Origin of the sequence: Pseudomonas sp. NPDC088885 (genome assembly GCF_044750025.1) — a bacterium.
In the GTDB taxonomy this organism is placed as follows: domain Bacteria; phylum Pseudomonadota; class Gammaproteobacteria; order Pseudomonadales; family Pseudomonadaceae; genus Aquipseudomonas; species Aquipseudomonas rustica.
This window is the reverse complement of sequence record NZ_JBIVJB010000002.1, coordinates 1-14317: the sequence shown is the minus strand read 5'-3', so window position 1 is coordinate 14317 and position 14317 is coordinate 1. Positions and strand designations below refer to the sequence as shown.

16 protein-coding genes are annotated in these 14317 nt (G+C 58.1%); 7 read left to right on the top strand and 9 right to left on the bottom strand.

The window, feature by feature from the left end; genetic code table 11:
• Window positions 1-23 precede the first annotated feature (23 nt).
• A complete protein-coding gene (locus ACIP1X_RS02475; protein WP_400749007.1) occupies window positions 24-464 on the bottom strand; it encodes a low molecular weight protein-tyrosine-phosphatase in 441 nt (146 codons plus the stop codon).
• 292 nt (window positions 465-756) lie between these two features.
• Between ACIP1X_RS02475 and ACIP1X_RS02470 the strand changes: the two genes are divergently transcribed.
• Both ACIP1X_RS02470 and tal read left to right on the top strand, forming a co-directional pair.
• On the top strand, window positions 757-1713 hold the full coding sequence (locus tag ACIP1X_RS02470) for a glycosyl hydrolase family 5 (protein WP_400749004.1): 957 nt from the start codon (window positions 757-759) through the stop codon (window positions 1711-1713).
• Window positions 1714-1915: 202 nt separating this feature from the next.
• Complete coding sequence (gene tal, locus ACIP1X_RS02465; RefSeq protein WP_053122043.1) at window positions 1916-2842, top strand: transaldolase; 927 nt, start codon at window positions 1916-1918, stop codon at window positions 2840-2842.
• A gap of 213 nt (window positions 2843-3055) precedes the next feature.
• Here tal and rssC read toward each other — a convergent pair whose 3' ends face one another.
• Together rssC and rssB are read right to left on the bottom strand one after the other, a co-directional pair.
• Window positions 3056-3538 carry an anti-sigma factor antagonist RssC gene (gene rssC, locus ACIP1X_RS02460; protein ID WP_042560140.1) on the bottom strand — a complete coding sequence of 161 codons (483 nt, stop codon included), beginning with the start codon at window positions 3536-3538 and terminating at the stop codon, window positions 3056-3058.
• On the bottom strand, window positions 3538-4719 hold the full coding sequence (gene rssB, locus ACIP1X_RS02455; RefSeq protein ID WP_053122045.1) for a two-component system response regulator RssB: 1182 nt from the start codon (window positions 4717-4719) through the stop codon (window positions 3538-3540). Before rssB ends, rssC begins: the two co-directional genes overlap by 1 nt.
• A 273-nt stretch (window positions 4720-4992) precedes the next feature.
• On the opposite strand from rssB, the gene ACIP1X_RS02450 reads away from it, so the two are divergent.
• On the top strand, window positions 4993-5292 hold the full coding sequence (locus tag ACIP1X_RS02450; protein WP_212551157.1) for a PilZ domain-containing protein: 300 nt from the start codon (window positions 4993-4995) through the stop codon (window positions 5290-5292).
• Window positions 5293-5346: 54 nt separating this feature from the next.
• On the opposite strand, the gene ACIP1X_RS02445 is transcribed toward ACIP1X_RS02450, so the two are convergent.
• Window positions 5347-6036, bottom strand: coding sequence for a VacJ family lipoprotein (locus tag ACIP1X_RS02445; protein ID WP_053122049.1), 690 nt, complete (start codon window positions 6034-6036; stop codon window positions 5347-5349).
• Window positions 6037-6232: 196 nt separating this feature from the next.
• On the opposite strand from ACIP1X_RS02445, the gene ACIP1X_RS02440 reads away from it, so the two are divergent.
• Both ACIP1X_RS02440 and ACIP1X_RS02435 read left to right on the top strand, forming a co-directional pair.
• Window positions 6233-6853, top strand: coding sequence for an HAD family phosphatase (locus ACIP1X_RS02440; protein ID WP_400749002.1), 621 nt, complete (start codon window positions 6233-6235; stop codon window positions 6851-6853).
• Between the two features lie 109 nt (window positions 6854-6962).
• Complete coding sequence (locus tag ACIP1X_RS02435) at window positions 6963-7226, top strand: DUF4404 family protein (RefSeq protein WP_053122053.1); 264 nt, start codon at window positions 6963-6965, stop codon at window positions 7224-7226.
• Between the two features lie 167 nt (window positions 7227-7393).
• Here ACIP1X_RS02435 and queF read toward each other — a convergent pair whose 3' ends face one another.
• Together queF and ACIP1X_RS02425 are read right to left on the bottom strand one after the other, a co-directional pair.
• Window positions 7394-8224 carry an NADPH-dependent 7-cyano-7-deazaguanine reductase QueF gene (queF, locus tag ACIP1X_RS02430; RefSeq protein ID WP_400748999.1) on the bottom strand — a complete coding sequence of 277 codons (831 nt, stop codon included), beginning with the start codon at window positions 8222-8224 and terminating at the stop codon, window positions 7394-7396.
• Between the two features lie 61 nt (window positions 8225-8285).
• Complete coding sequence (locus tag ACIP1X_RS02425) at window positions 8286-8813, bottom strand: cupredoxin family protein (protein ID WP_282356721.1); 528 nt, start codon at window positions 8811-8813, stop codon at window positions 8286-8288.
• Between the two features lie 164 nt (window positions 8814-8977).
• Here ACIP1X_RS02425 and ACIP1X_RS02420 point away from each other — a divergent pair, with 164 nt between their 5' ends.
• Both ACIP1X_RS02420 and ACIP1X_RS02415 read left to right on the top strand, forming a co-directional pair.
• The gene (locus ACIP1X_RS02420) at window positions 8978-9658 is read left to right on the top strand and encodes a heavy metal response regulator transcription factor (RefSeq protein WP_159814271.1); all 681 of its coding nucleotides are present in this window, start codon (window positions 8978-8980) and stop codon (window positions 9656-9658) included.
• The gene (locus ACIP1X_RS02415; protein WP_400748997.1) at window positions 9658-11013 is read left to right on the top strand and encodes a heavy metal sensor histidine kinase; all 1356 of its coding nucleotides are present in this window, start codon (window positions 9658-9660) and stop codon (window positions 11011-11013) included. The genes ACIP1X_RS02420 and ACIP1X_RS02415 overlap by 1 nt, the downstream gene beginning before the upstream one ends.
• Window positions 11014-11105: 92 nt before the next feature.
• On the opposite strand, the gene ACIP1X_RS02410 is transcribed toward ACIP1X_RS02415, so the two are convergent.
• The 3 genes from ACIP1X_RS02410 to ACIP1X_RS02400 all read right to left on the bottom strand — a co-directional run.
• Window positions 11106-12350 (bottom strand): lipoprotein-releasing ABC transporter permease subunit, encoded by a 1245-nt coding sequence (locus ACIP1X_RS02410; protein ID WP_400748994.1) that lies wholly within the window; start codon window positions 12348-12350, stop codon window positions 11106-11108.
• 63 nt (window positions 12351-12413) lie between these two features.
• Window positions 12414-13112 (bottom strand): lipoprotein-releasing ABC transporter ATP-binding protein LolD, encoded by a 699-nt coding sequence (gene lolD, locus ACIP1X_RS02405; protein ID WP_008087731.1) that lies wholly within the window; start codon window positions 13110-13112, stop codon window positions 12414-12416.
• Window positions 13105-14317: lipoprotein-releasing ABC transporter permease subunit (locus ACIP1X_RS02400; RefSeq protein ID WP_400748991.1), on the bottom strand; the 1213-nt coding region annotated here is incomplete at its 5' end. The genes lolD and ACIP1X_RS02400, both read right to left, overlap by 8 nt.

Here is a 14317-nt window from a genome sequence, read left to right as displayed (position 1 = left end):
TTCACTGTTCTGAAGAATATTCGTCAATGCCCGAGGCGCTGCGCCCATGAACTAACTGCATCTTCAATCAATGCATGCGCATGGATAAAAGCGGCTTTACCTTGACGATACGGATCGTGTATTTCGCGCTCGCTCTGCCACTTGCCAAGCAGAAACACTTTGCCCCTCGCGTGCGCGGCAATCTTCAGTACTTGATTAACGTGTTTTTTTTCCATGACCAGAATCAGGTCTGATTCATTGACGATGTCAGATGTCAGTTGCCGAGCCTTGAACGTTTCGGCGCTGTGGCCGTGATCTTCGAGCACCTGACGCGCCGACGCTTCGACACCCTCGCCGACCCGCGCCGCAAGGCCTGCGGAGGTGACGGTGATCGCTGACGAGGCCAGCGCGTTACGCAGCAACAGTTCTGCCGTCGGACTGCGGCAAATATTGCCCACGCACACAACAAGGATCTTTCTGAACAAGGTTTTACTTTCCCGGGTAATGTCAAACGGCCAACATGCCAAAGGATTGCAATGAACCCTGTGGATCTTTCTGCACTCAGAAATAGAATCGCCCTGTTAGTACTGGAGCATTAAGTACCACAGCGTTTTAAAGGCGCCCAACCACTATTAGCGGACTAAAAATAACTGTGATTTTCGGCTGATTGTTTTCCGACAAAAAATAACATTCGCGCACTAAGTGCCATCACCTCACTCGAAAATTGAGAAAAGAGATCATTATTCGTAGTTGTCACTTCTCTTCGGGAGAGCAGACATGAAATCGACACCTCTGCAACAACTTGGCGCGCTGACGTTGGCGCTGCTCGGTGCCACCAGTCAGGTTCACGCCAGTGAGCTGTTCCCTAACCTCCCCGCCAAGACCGTCGGCGTGCAGGTGAAGATCCAGAACTTCACCGCCGCCGATGCCGCGCAGATCAAAGCCGCCGGGTTCAGTTTTGTGCGCTTCGGTGTGTGGAGCGACAGCCTGAGCGCCAAGGCCTATCAACAGCAGGTCAGCGCTGCTTTTGCGGCGGCGCGATCGGCGGGGTTGCCGGTGCTGTTGACGGTGCGCGCGATCAAGCCGTTGCCTGCCTCGTCAGGCAGCGAACTGACGACGGCGGGCGAAGCGTTCGCCAATGCCGTGAAAAGCCTGGAAACGTCCTACAGCGCGCAACTGGTGGCGATTGAGCTGTGGAACGAGCCAGATTTGCCGACCTACTGGCCGACGGGCAATTTCGACACGACGTTCGTGCCGTTCATGAGTTCGGTGTGCAAGACGTTGCAAGGCAAGCCGCCGGCGACGCCACTGGTGGGTTATGGCTTCGCGCGGCCGCCGACCGCCGGTTCTGCATCCACCGTGGCGCTGAACCGCATCGTCAGCGAATACCCGAAATGCCTGAGCGCGGTGTCATATCACCCGTATGGCATGACTGCAGCGCAGATCAGCAGCGCGCAGGCATTCATTCAGCAGAACTTTCATTTGCCGGGGGTAATCAGTGAGTGGGGTGTCTCAGCGCTCAGCTCTAATGGTGGCGCCGATGGTCAGGCGAGCAAGATCAACGCCTTTATTGGCGATGTTAAAAAACTGCAGATCCCGCTGACGTCTATCTATGAATGGAAGAACAGTGATTCCGGCAGTAACGATCGCGAGAAGAACTTCGGCCTGTTGACCTCTGACGGTCAGCCGAAACCGGCGCGATTGTCGGTTGAATCTTTGTTGAACGCTGAGTAGTCCGTGCGCAACCGATCTGTACGCAGGTCGGTTGCTTTGAACCTGTGCGCTGTTTTGGCATCGTATTCATCGATAGCCCGCCCCACCTTTCAAACAATCGTTTTCAGGTTGTTGCCGCAGGGGCCATCGATACACGTCCACGCCCTTGAGTGACCGTCAGCGCTCGGGTAATGTCATCAGACCCATAGGATAGAGCACGCCCATGACTTCCAAGCTGGAACAACTCAAACAATTCACCACCGTAGTGGCCGACACTGGCGACTTCGAAGCGATCGCCCGAGTCAAACCGGTCGACGCCACCACCAACCCTTCCCTGCTGCTAAAAGCCGCGGCCATTTCCGGCTACGCCGAGCTGCTGAACGCTTGCGTCAGCGACTGCAAGGGCGATGTCGGCCTGGCCAGCGACCGTTTTGGCGTCGCGGTAGGTCAGGAAATTCTTAAAGTGATCCCGGGCCGCATCTCCACCGAAGTGGATGCACGCCTGTCGTTCGACAAAGACGCCGTGCTCAAGCGCGCGCATCGCCTGATCGAGCTGTACGACAAGGCCGGCATTGGCCGCGACCGCGTACTGATCAAGATCGCTTCGACCTGGGAAGGCATCCGCGCTGCTGAAGTGCTGGAAAAAGAAGGCATTCAGACCAACCTGACCCTGCTGTTCTCCTTCGCTCAGGCCGCAGCCTGCGCCGACGCCGGCGTGTTCCTGATTTCGCCGTTCGTGGGCCGCATCTACGACTGGTATAAAAAGGCCAACGGCAACGACTACACCGGCGCCGATGATCCGGGCGTACAGTCGGTCACGCGCATCTACAACTACTACAAGGCCAATGACTACAAGACCGTGGTCATGGGCGCGAGCTTCCGTAACCTCAATCAGATCGAACAACTGGCCGGTTGCGACCGACTGACCATCAGCCCGGATCTGATCGACAAACTGGCAGCGGATAACGGCAAGCTGGAGCGCAAACTGGCCCCAGGCCACGCCGGTGAAGCCCGTCAGAGCCTGAACGAAGCGCAATTCCGCTGGTTGTCCAACGAAGACGCGATGGCCACCGAGAAACTGGCTGAAGGCATCCGTCAGTTTGCTCGCGACCAAGAAAAGCTTGAGGCGCTGTTGCAGGCCAAGCTGTGATTTGATTGTTTGAAATGCAAAAAGGGCGAACCTGTGAGGGTTCGCCCTTTTTTATGGCTGGGAAATATTCGGTGTTCTTGCGGAAGCTATCGCGAGCAGGCTCACTCCTACAAGGGATCTGTGGAGTGATCGCGATTATGTGGCTAATGAAGAACCCTGTAGGAGTGAGCCTGCTCGCGATAGGGCCAGCCGCCCTACCCTCAGCTCAAACTATCAATGCCGCTCGAGGGCATTCACCAGGTCATGAAACGCTTCGCGATTGGAATCGTTCAGGCCCATGAGGATTTTGTGCGCTTCCAGCACCTTGATCCGCACCACTTCTTCCGACTGATCCTGATCCGGCAGGTCGTCCAGGCACTCCGGGCATGGCACCGGGTGGTTGACGATGTTGAACACCTGCTCAAACCCCATCGATTGCAGCAGACGGGTGATGTCATCGTGGGTGGTCACGACAGTCGGCAGCAGGCCGACCTTTTGCCGCGACAGGATCGACAATTTGGCCAGCAAACCAAGCGTGGTGCTGTCGATGCTGCGGGTTTCGGTCAAATCGATCACGATCGCGTTGAAATTCAGCGCGGTGAAGATTTTCTCAATAGTCGCATCCAACGCCGAACACAGGGTCAGGCGAACTTCACCGACGAATTTCAGGACGAAGGTGCCGTCCTGCTCGGCGAACTGGATTCTACCGGTACTCATTAAAGATTCCTGCTCAACACCAACAGGGCGATATCATCCGGCATCTCCCCTAGCGTGGCCAATTCAAACACTTGCCGCAGACCATCCAGGCTGCCGCCCGCCGACTTCACCCGTTGGGGCAAAGCAGCTTCTTTTTCTTTGAGCGTGGGTTCTGGCAACAGATCCAGAATGCCATCGGACATCAGCGTCAGGCTGAACGTCGGCGGCAGCTCAAGCACGTGGTCTTCATAGGTGGCTTCATTAAAGAGGCCCACCGGCAAACCGCGCCCTTCGAGATAACGAACACTGTCAGGCGTGTACAACACTGGCAAAGGCAGATGACCGCCGATGCTATAGGTCAACAAACCGGTCTCCTCGTCGATGACTCCACCGACCATTGTGACGTGTTTGCCCAGCTTACAACTGATCAGCCCCCGGTTGATATGACCAAGGACTTCTGAAGGCTTGAATTCCGGCAATGTGCCGTTGCGCTTGGATTCGAACAGCAAGCGCGTGGTCATGAACTTCAACAGCACCGTGACGAAGGCTGAAGAGGCGCCATGCCCGGAAACATCCGCCAGGTAAAACGCAACCCGGCGCTCGTCGACACGGAAATAGTCGACAAAATCACCCGACAGGTACAACGACGGGATGATCTGGTGGGCAAACTTGAACTCGTCGATGCTCCACGGACTTTCCGGCAGCATGTTCATCTGCACCTGGCGACCGGCGTTCTGGTCTTCCTGGAGCAGGTTCAGGCTGGCGGCGAGCTCACGATTGGCCTTTTCCAGCTTCTCGCGGTAGCGCTGGTTTTCCAGCAGCAGACGCGAACGATCGAGGGCCCGGCGCACAGAGTGCTCGAGCACAGCCAGATCTTCGAGAGGCTTGATCAGGTAATCCGCCGCGCCCAGGCGCAAGGCCTCGACCGCGTCGTTCATCACGCCGGCACCCGATACCACGATCATCGGCGTCTGCGGCGAACGCTCGGTGACCTGGCGAATGAATTCGAGTCCACCCATCTGCGGCATACGCAGATCGCAGATAACCAAATCGGGCTGTTCTTGCTCGAATACCTTGAGACCCTGTTGGCCGTTGCTGGCCTGCAGGACGCTGAAACCACTGTCTTCCAAATAGGCCGCGAGGCTCGCGCGCACTACTTCGTCATCATCGATTATCAGCAGCGTGGCACTGGTTTTTGGCATGTGGGCAAACGGCGCCAGAATTAGGTTGGCGTAGTGGGCAAGGTAACAACCCTGCGCTGACTACTGGATTCGCTTTCTAGCCTCTCTGTTGCACCGCTTTCGAGCATTGGCCGAAACGCGGTTACTTCAGAGGTGCCCTTCTAAGGCGCAGACGGTACTCCCATCCGCAGAGCGTTTCAAGCATGCGCCGATGGTCGCTTGACGACTTTACTTGTCAAATCACTGGGAGTTATAAGAACAGCTCAAACCGTAACCCAATGGAAGGACGAAGGCATGAGTCAAACCGGTCGGGACTACAGCGAAAAGCGCGATTTCATCCGCATGCGGGTCGATGCCGATGTCGTGTTGATTCATGAGGGTGATGAGGTTTCAGGGGTGTGCATCGACCTCTCAAGCAGTGGCATGCAGGTTGAAGCGCCCAGGCAATTCGCGGTCGGCGACCGTTTGAGCGTGCGGATCGACTCCGACCATGCAGCGCTCACTGGCCTTGAGGCCGAGACCGAAGTGGTCTGGGTCAGCGCACAAGATGGCGGCGCTCAGAAGCTCGGCCTGACCATTCTGAAGATGAAATAAGCGCACACAAAAAAGGCGACCCGAGGGTCGCCTTGTTGTTTCTACAGGTCGAGATTAAAAATCGTCTTCAACCTGACCATCTTTAACTTTGAACTCGCGGTTCTGCAGGTAAGCGTTGCGGATGAACGTGTACTTGTCGCCGCTGATCAGCTTCTCGCTCGACAGCAGGCTGGCGCGGGTGTCGACGATGTTCAGACCGAAGATCGAGTTACGCGCCGGCACGTCGTCGATGTAGCGATACATGCCGGTGAAGCTGTCGACGTACTTGGACGGCGCGTCACGCAGGGTGCTCGGGCCCATCAACGGCAGCATCACGTACGGGCCGCTGCTCACGCCCCAGTAACCGAGGGTCTGGCCGAAATCTTCGTCGCTGCGGTGCAGGCCCATTTTCGTGCCGACATCGAAGAAACCGAGCAGACCGAAAGTGGTGTTGAAGATCAGACGCGCCGTATCAACGCCAGCGGCAGCCGGTTTGGCTTGCAGAATGTTGTTCGCCAGGTTGGTGACGTCGCCAACGTTCTGGAACATGTTGTGGATGCCGTCTTCAACGAACTGCGGCGTCACGAACTGATAACCCTGTGCCAGCGGCTTCAGCGCGTAGGTATCAACGAAATCGTTGAACTGGAAGATCGGACGGTTAACGCTTTCCCAAGGGTCTTCTTCCGTCGCAGCGTTGGCGGCGAACGGAACCAGCATGACACTGGCGCATACACAAAGCTGAGCGAGAGGATTGCTCCAGCGCATAGAAAACTCCTTGGATTTGATTCTGGCACGGGCAGCTGAGGCCACGCGTAAGAACGCTAGTATAAGCGCAATCGGCATTTTGGGCAGTCTGGCATGAGACTGTATGTAGGAAGTTTCCTTCATTCCCTTCCGCAAGCCCTGTCATCCAACTGTCATTGTCGCGCCCTAGCCTTGACGCTATTTCAGGGACGCTTCCATGTCACAGGCCGAAACCTTACCGCTCGCCACACCCAGCCTGACCGCCGTGCTGTTCGGGCTCAGTGGCTGTCTGGTGGATTTCGGCGCACGTGCGCAGCAACTCGGCAGCAGCCATCCGGAGCACGCTGAAACAACTCCCGGCGCACTCGATAGCCTGCTCAGCCTACAGCGTCGTAAAATCCCCTGCGCATGGATCGATGAGCTCCCCCCTGCCCTCGCGAAACCGCTGTCGGCCGCTTTACCGGAGTGGATCAAAGCTTCGCAACATTCAGCAACAAACAATCCATGGCCCGCCCCGAATGCTTGCTGGCAAGCACTGATGGGACTCAACGTCGATCGGCTCGATGGCTGCGTACTGGTCAGCGGCGAACCTCGTTTGCTGCAAGCCGGGCTGAATGCCGGATTGTGGACGATCGGCCTCGCCTCCTGCGGTTCACTGTGCGGTCTGGCGCCGAGTGAATGGCAAGCACTGACGCAAAAAGAGCGCGAACAACTGCGGGGCAAAGCGACGGTGCAATTGTTCGGGCTTGGCGTGCATTCAGTGATCGATCACTTGGGCGAACTCGACACCTGCCTCGCCGACATCAGCCTGCGCCGCCTCAAAGGCGAAAAGCCCTGATCGGGATCATGCAGTTTGAACGAGAGTGGATTAATCTAAAGGTCAGCCACAGACCTTTGGCGCGCGGCTGCGGTCAATGCCAGTGCCTCTCGATAAAAGGAAAACACCAATGCCGGCCCAAGAACTGCAAAAACAGCTCGAAACCCTGCGCGAGCAACTGGAGCAGAATCCGCCACTGTCGGAAGCCGAACGTGAAGATCTGCGCGTGTTGATGGCGCAAATCGAGTCTGAAATCCAATTGGAGAACGCTACTCAGGACGCCAGCATCGCCGATGGCGTGAACCTGGCGGTCGAGCGCTTCGAAGTCGAGCACCCGGCCATCGCCGGCACCCTGCGCAATATCGTCAATGCGCTGGGTAGCATGGGGATCTGATTTCCCCTGATACATAAAAAAGCCCTGCCACCACCGGCAGGGCTTTTTCATTTTGAAACACGGTCAAATGTGGGAGCGGGCTTGCTCGCGAATGCGTCAGGTCAGCCAATTCATATGTGACTGACACACTGCATTTGCGAGCAAGCCCGCTCACACATTTTGATTCTTTACTGACGCACGAGCCGGTGGTTCGGCAGTTGTACGCTTTCAGTGCTGCGATACGGATTGATGTCCAGACCACCGCGACGCACATACCGCGCAAACACCGTCAGTTTCTCCGGCTTCAACAGTCGCTGCAGATCAAGAAAGATCCGCTCCACACACTGCTCATGAAAGTCCGAGTGCTGACGGAAACTCACGATGTACTCCAGCAAACTGGCGTGATCCAGCGCCGAGCCGCGATATTCCACGACCACCGAGCCCCAGTCCGGCTGACTGGTCACCGGGCAGTTCGATTTAAGCAGATGACTGTAAACAGTCTCCTCGACGATCCGCGACTCATCGCAACGCAGCAACTCCGGGCGCGGATGCTCATAGTTGCTGACACTGATATCCAGATCATCGATGCACACGCCCGGCAACGCCACAACGCCCTCGGCTTCAACGTCTTTCAAACTGCGCACCCGCACGCCCACCGGTTTCCCGGCAGCGGCCGAGAGATCCTTGACCAGCGTCGCTTCCAGCGTGGCGACGTCAGCAAACGGCGTCTGATTCAACGAGTTCAAATACAGCTTGAACGACTTCGACTCGATGATATTCGGCGAATCCGCCGGAATGCTGAACTCGGCAATAGCCACCACCGGTTTGCCCGACGGCAACAACCACGACAGCTCAAAGCAGTTCCAGAAATCCACACCTTTATAAGGCAGGGTCTCGGCGGTCAGCCCCAGCTCCGCCCACTTCGCAGTGCGCGGAATCGGGAACAACAAGGACGGCGTGTAAGTGGCGATGTATTCGCTGGACTTGCCCAGCGGCGAATGTTCGGCTGCGGGATGCATGGCGGAAACCTGACTGAAGAATCAGCGGATTCTACCAGCCTTTGCGCGCGGCTTTGAGTGGTTACTGACTGACAGTCAACTTACCCACCATCCCCGCCTGATAATGCCCCGGAATATTGCAGGCAAATTCCAGGCTCGTGGCTTTGCTGAACGTCCAGGTCAGTTCCGCCGTTTTACCCGGCTCAACCAGCACGCTGTTCGGGTCGTCATGCTTCATGCCATGGCCCATCGCGGCGTGATCCATGCCCGCCATGTCGTGGGACATTTCCTTCATGCCGGTAGGCGTAAGCATGCCGCTTTGCTGCATCTGCAACATTTCCTGCTGGTGTCTGGCATGCATCGCTGCGTCACCGAGGTTGAATTCGTGCAGCAACTGGCCTTTATTCACCAGCACAAAACGAACCGTCTCACCGGCCTTGACCTGAATCGCCTTGGGGTCGAACGACATGTCGTTCAGCACCACTTCAACGCTGCGCGTGGCTTTGGCGGCGGGCGCTGGCTGGCCGAAGTCGTAGGTGTGCGCGGGAGCCGCCCATACCGGCGAACTCAATGCCAACAAACACAAGGCCAGGGATTGGCGTAAAAACATGGTCGTTCTCCAACAAGATAAGGTTCAGCCTGTGGGAAACTTTAGCCGGCCCGCACTGGCATCAACCTGACAGGCAGATTACAACTTTGTCAGGTTGGCGCCTCACGCGTGCTCTCACGGTATAAAGCCTTCACTGAATCATCCCCGAATAACCCGAGTCGCCCATGAAACTGTTGATCGTCGAAGACCAAGCGAAAACCGGCCAATACCTGCGTCAGGGCCTGACCGAGGCCGGGTTTAATACCGAACTGGTGGCCGACGGCAACAGCGGTCAGCAACTGGCATTGAGCGGTGATTATGCGCTGTTGATCCTCGACGTAATGCTGCCCGGTCGCAGTGGCTGGCAGATTCTGCAAGCGGTGCGCAGTGCCGGACTGGACACACCGGTACTTTTTCTCACGGCTAAAGACGCGGTGGAGGACAGGGTTCACGGCCTCGAACTCGGTGCTGACGATTATCTGGTCAAACCGTTCGCCTTCTCCGAGTTGCTGGCGCGGGTGCGCAGTCTGTTGCGTCGTGGCAGTGCCACGCCACAGGAAACCAGTCTGCAACTCGCCGACTTGCGTCTGGATCTGATTCGCCGCCGTGTAGAACGCAGCGGCCAGCGCATCGACCTGACCGCCAAAGAGTTTGCCCTGCTGGAAATGCTTTTACGTCGCCAAGGCGAAGTGTTGCCGAAATCGCTGATCGCCTCGCAGGTCTGGGACATGAATTTCGACAGCGACACCAATGTCATCGAAGTGGCGATCCGCCGTTTGCGTCTGAAAATCGACGACGAGTTCCCCAACAAACTGATCCACACCGTGCGCGGCATGGGTTACGTGCTTGAAGAGCGCAGCGTCTGATGCGCCGTTTGTCCCTGAGTTCGCGCCTGGCGTTGTTATTCGCCGCTTGCACCGCGGTGGTCTCGCTGTTCGCCGGGGTGCTGTTCAACCGCGCCAGCGAGGCGCATTTCATTGAGCTCGACCAGCAACAACTGGATGGCAAACTGATTGGCCTGCGCCGCGCGCTGCAGGACGTTCAGCCGGCTCAGCGGGAAGCGCGACTGGCGGATGAGCTCAGCCGTCAGGCCGATTTGTCGCTGCGCATCACCGGTGCTGACGGCCAACGCTGGTACGACAGTTCGACGCAGATCCCCAAGGATTTGCCGCCGCAAATCGGGCTCTCGACGATCAGCACTGACGGCACCGATTACCGCGTGCTCAATGCCCCGCTCTACCCGGACAAAGCCGATTCGCCGCACTTGAGCCTATTGCTCGACATCACCCATCACCAACACTTCCTGCAACGCATGCAGCATTTGATCTGGCTGACCGTCGGCCTCTCGGCACTGGCCACGGCGTTGCTCGGCGCGTGGGCCGCCCGCAGCGGCTTACGTCCATTACGGCGCATGAGCGCGGTGGCGCGTGGGATTTCTGCACAATCGCTGAATGCCCGACTGCCGGAAGCGCAAATGCCGCCAGAGCTTGCGGAAATGGCCCACAGTTTCAACGCCATGCTCGGCCGTCTCGACGATTCGTTTCAGCGACTCTCGGCGTTTTCAGCCGACATCGCCCACGAACTGCGCACGCCGCTGTCGAACCTGCTGACTCACACCCAAGTCACCCTCACCCGCCCCCGGCCGATCGAGGATTACCGCGAAGCGCTGCACAGCAACCTTGAAGAACTGCAATGGATGGCGCAACTGGTCAACGACATGTTGTACCTGGCCAAGGCTGACCACGGTTTGTTGATGCCCAAGCGTGAGCCACTGGAATTGGCGGATGAGACCGATGTGCTGCTGGAGTTTTTTGCGCCGCTGGCGGAGGACGCCGGGGTGACGTTGACGCGTGAGGGTAATGCGCGGATTGAGGGGGATCGCAATATGTTGCGGCGGGCCTTGTCGAATTTGCTGGATAACGCGTTGCGGTTTACCCCGGCGGCGGGCTCAGTGAGTTTGCGGATCGCTGAATTACCGGGTGCTGTACGGGTTTCGGTTGAAAACACTGGGGATGGGATTTCTGCGGAGTTGTTGCCACGGCTGTTTGACCGATTTTATCGGGCCGATCCGGCGCGGCAGGAAGGCAGCAGTGAGCATGCGGGGTTGGGGTTGGCGATTACTCAGTCGATCGTCCGCGCGCATGGGGGGCAGATTCGTTGCGAATCAGAGGCGGGGTGGACGCGGTTTATGATTGAGTTGCCCAAGAAGGACGGAGGCTAGCAGGTTCACCCTCTTCGCGAGCAGGCTCGCTCCCACAGTTGGAATGCATCCCCCTGTGGGAGCGAGCCTGCTCGCGAAAGCGGTCTAAAGGTTTACGAATATCTCAGGGCATGAGCCGGTTCGATCTTCGCCGCTCGCCACGCCGGATACACCGTCGCCAGGAAGCTCAAGATGAACCCCGCCGAGCAGATCAACAGCACATCCCCCGCCTGCAATTCCGACGGCAGATTGCTGACGAAGTACACGTCAGAGCTAAAGATATGCTGCCCACTGACTCGCTCAATCCAGCCGACGATCTGACTGACATTCAACGCCGCAATCACGCCCAACACGCCGCCAATGATCGTACCGACAATGCCGATCACCGTGCCCTGCACCATGAAGATCGCCATGATCTGCCGGGGCGTCGCGCCGATGGTACGCAGGATCGCGATGTCCGCGCCCTTGTCGTTCACCACCATGATCAGCGTCGCGATGATGTTGAACGCCGCCACCGCGACGATCATCAGCAGCAACAGGCCGATCATGGTTTTTTCCATCTTCATCGCACTGAACAGGCTGCCCTGAGTGTGCGTCCAGTCGTCAGCCTTGAACTCGGCGCCCAGACTGGCGGCGATGTCTGCGGAGACTTTCGGCGCCGCGTACAGGTCTTTGACTGCCAGACGCACGCTCTGTACCTGATTCGGTTCCCAGTGCTGCATGGTCGCGGCATCGGCGACATGGATCAGGCCCATCGAGCCGTCCAGTTCAGCGCCAACCTTGAACACGCCGACTACGTTCAGCCGTTGCATGCGCGGGGTGATGCCACCCGGCGCGGTGCTGACTTCCGGGACGATCAGGGTGATTTTGTCGCCGACGTTGAGACGGAAACGTCGCGCAGTGATTTCACCGATCACCACGCCGAACTCGCCCGGTTTCAACGCATCGAGACGGCCCTGCACGATGTGCTGGGCAACGATCGAGACCTTGCCTTCCTGCGCAGGATCGACGCCGCTGATCTGGATCGGCTGCATCATGCCTTTATAGGAGAGCATGCCTTCCATTTCGGTGAACGGCACAGCGGCAGTCACTTCAGGATTTTTCATCGCGGCGGCGGCCACTGGCTGCCAGTCATCAATCGGCTTGACGCCAACGATGGTCGCGTGCGGCACCATGCCGAGGATGCGCGAGCTCATTTCGCGCTGGAAGCCGTTCATCACCGACAACACCACGATCATTGCGAGCACGCCGAGGGCGAGGCCGATCATCGAGGTCATCGAAATGAACGAAACAAAGCGATTGCGGCGCTTGGCGCGGGTATAGCGCGTGCCGATAAAGATCGATAACGGTCTGAACATTCGCTGGGGCACCGTATAAAAATAAAAGACCCGACGCCTTTGCAGGTGTCGGGTTTCAGCCAATCAGATAGGCGTGAGGCGACCTTCTTGCAGGTGCAGTACGCGATCCATCTGACGGGCCAGGTTCATGTCGTGAGTCACCACCAAAAACGCGGTGCGCATCGAGGTGCTGAGTTCCAGCATCAAATCCTGGATGCCCTGCGCGGTGTGGGAGTCGAGGTTGCCGGTCGGCTCGTCGAGCATCACCAGGCCTGGCTTGTTCACCAGAGCGCGAGCGATGGCGACACGCTGACGCTCACCACCGGACAGTTCCGAGGGTTTGTGCTCAAGGCGATGGCCGAGGCCGACGCGCTCCAGCAAAGCGGTCGCACGCTGACGCGCTTCAGGGATCGGCGTCTTGCCGATCAGCAGCGGCATACACACGTTTTCCAGCGCGGTGAATTCCGGCAGCAAATGGTGGAACTGGTAAACGAAACCGAGCGCGCGGTTACGCAGCAGGCCACGCTTCTTCTCGCTCAGTGCCGACAATTCTTCACCGTCGAGCCAGACGCTGCCCTTGGTCGGCGTATCCAGTCCACCGAGCAGGTTGAGCAAAGTACTTTTGCCCGAACCCGAGGTGCCGACAATTGCCACACGCTCGCCCGGGTGCAACTCCAGTTGCAGACCGGCCAGCACTTCTACCGACTCCGGGCCTTCCTCGTAGGATTTGCCCAGGTTGCGGCAGCTCAAGATTGCTTGTTCACTCATGCCCGACTCACTCATAACGTAGCGCCTCCGCCGGCTGGGTGCGCGCGGCACGCCAGGCGGGATACAGGGTGGCGAGAAAACTCAGAACCAACGCCGCCGCGCAGACCATGACCACGTCCTGGCTCTGCACCTGCGACGGAAGATAATCAATGAAATACACGTCAGCATTAAGGAATTTGTGGCCGATCAGCCCTTCCAGTGCCGAGATCGCCGCGCTGACATTGAGCGCCGCGAAAATCCCGACCACCGCACCAATCGCCGTGCCGACTACACCGATCACCGTGCCTTGCACCATGAACGTGCGCATGATCGTGCCCGGCGTTGCGCCCAAGGTTCGCAGAATGGCGATGTCGCCCTTCTTGTCATTCACCACCATCACCAACGTGGAAATGATGTTGAACGCGGCAACGGCGACGATCAGCAACAACAGCAGGCCGATCATGGCTTTTTCCATGCGGATCGCCTGATACAGGTTGCCGTGGGTGCGCGTCCAGTCGCGAGCGTAGTAATGGTCTTCGCCAAGTTGCTGGGCGATGTTCCACGCCACACGCGGCGCCTGGAACAGATCGTCGAACTTCAGGCGGATGCCCTGCACCTGATCAGGCTTCCAGCGGTGCATCTTCGCCAGATCCTGCAGGTTGGTGACGCCCAGATAGCCGTCGAGCTCACCGGCGCCGACATGGAAAATGCCCACCACAGTGAAGCGCTTCATGCGCGGGAACATCCCGGCCGGGGTCACGCTGACCTCCGGCGCGACGAAGGTGACCTTGTCACCGATGCCGACGCCCAGCTTGGTCGCGGCCTTGTCGCCGATGACGATGCCGAAGCTGCCCGGCGTCAAATCGTCGAGTTTGCCCTGCTTCATGAAGTTGTCGATGATCGACACTTTGCGCTCGAGCGCAGGGTCAATGGCATTGAGCAACACCTTGGAGACCTGGCCGTTATTGGTCAGCAGGCCCTGCATCTGGGTGAACGGCGCAACCGCCGTCACCTGCGGGTTCTGCTTGACCTTGGTGGCCAGGCTTTGCCAGTCGTTGATCGGCTCAGTGGATTCAATGGTCGCGTGGGGCACCATGCCCAGCACGCGGGTGCGCATCTCATGATCGAAGCCATTCATCACCGACAGCACGACGATCATCACGACCACGCCAAGGGCGAGCCCGATCATCGAAGTCAGGGAAATGAATGACACAAAATGATTGCGACGCTTTGCACGGGTA

Excerpts from the sequence above, each read along its gene's own strand:
- ACIP1X_RS02450 (WP_212551157.1), top strand. The coding sequence starts at position 4,993 with ATGAGTCAAACCGGTCGGGACTACAGCGAAAAGCGCGATTTCATCCGC.
- ACIP1X_RS02440 (WP_400749002.1), top strand. The coding sequence starts at position 6,233 with ATGTCACAGGCCGAAACCTTACCGCTCGCCACACCCAGCCTGACCGCC.
- ACIP1X_RS02470 (WP_400749004.1), top strand. The coding sequence starts at position 757 with ATGAAATCGACACCTCTGCAACAACTTGGCGCGCTGACGTTGGCGCTG.
- ACIP1X_RS02435 (WP_053122053.1), top strand. The coding sequence starts at position 6,963 with ATGCCGGCCCAAGAACTGCAAAAACAGCTCGAAACCCTGCGCGAGCAA.
- ACIP1X_RS02415 (WP_400748997.1), top strand. The coding sequence starts at position 9,658 with ATGCGCCGTTTGTCCCTGAGTTCGCGCCTGGCGTTGTTATTCGCCGCT.
- rssB (WP_053122045.1), bottom strand. The coding sequence starts at position 4,719 with ATGCCAAAAACCAGTGCCACGCTGCTGATAATCGATGATGACGAAGTA.
- ACIP1X_RS02410 (WP_400748994.1), bottom strand. The coding sequence starts at position 12,350 with ATGTTCAGACCGTTATCGATCTTTATCGGCACGCGCTATACCCGCGCC.
- ACIP1X_RS02445 (WP_053122049.1), bottom strand. The coding sequence starts at position 6,036 with ATGCGCTGGAGCAATCCTCTCGCTCAGCTTTGTGTATGCGCCAGTGTC.
- tal (WP_053122043.1), top strand. The coding sequence starts at position 1,916 with ATGACTTCCAAGCTGGAACAACTCAAACAATTCACCACCGTAGTGGCC.
- ACIP1X_RS02425 (WP_282356721.1), bottom strand. The coding sequence starts at position 8,813 with ATGTTTTTACGCCAATCCCTGGCCTTGTGTTTGTTGGCATTGAGTTCG.
- rssC (WP_042560140.1), bottom strand. The coding sequence starts at position 3,538 with ATGAGTACCGGTAGAATCCAGTTCGCCGAGCAGGACGGCACCTTCGTC.
- queF (WP_400748999.1), bottom strand. The coding sequence starts at position 8,224 with ATGCATCCCGCAGCCGAACATTCGCCGCTGGGCAAGTCCAGCGAATAC.
- ACIP1X_RS02420 (WP_159814271.1), top strand. The coding sequence starts at position 8,978 with ATGAAACTGTTGATCGTCGAAGACCAAGCGAAAACCGGCCAATACCTG.
- lolD (WP_008087731.1), bottom strand. The coding sequence starts at position 13,112 with ATGAGTGAGTCGGGCATGAGTGAACAAGCAATCTTGAGCTGCCGCAAC.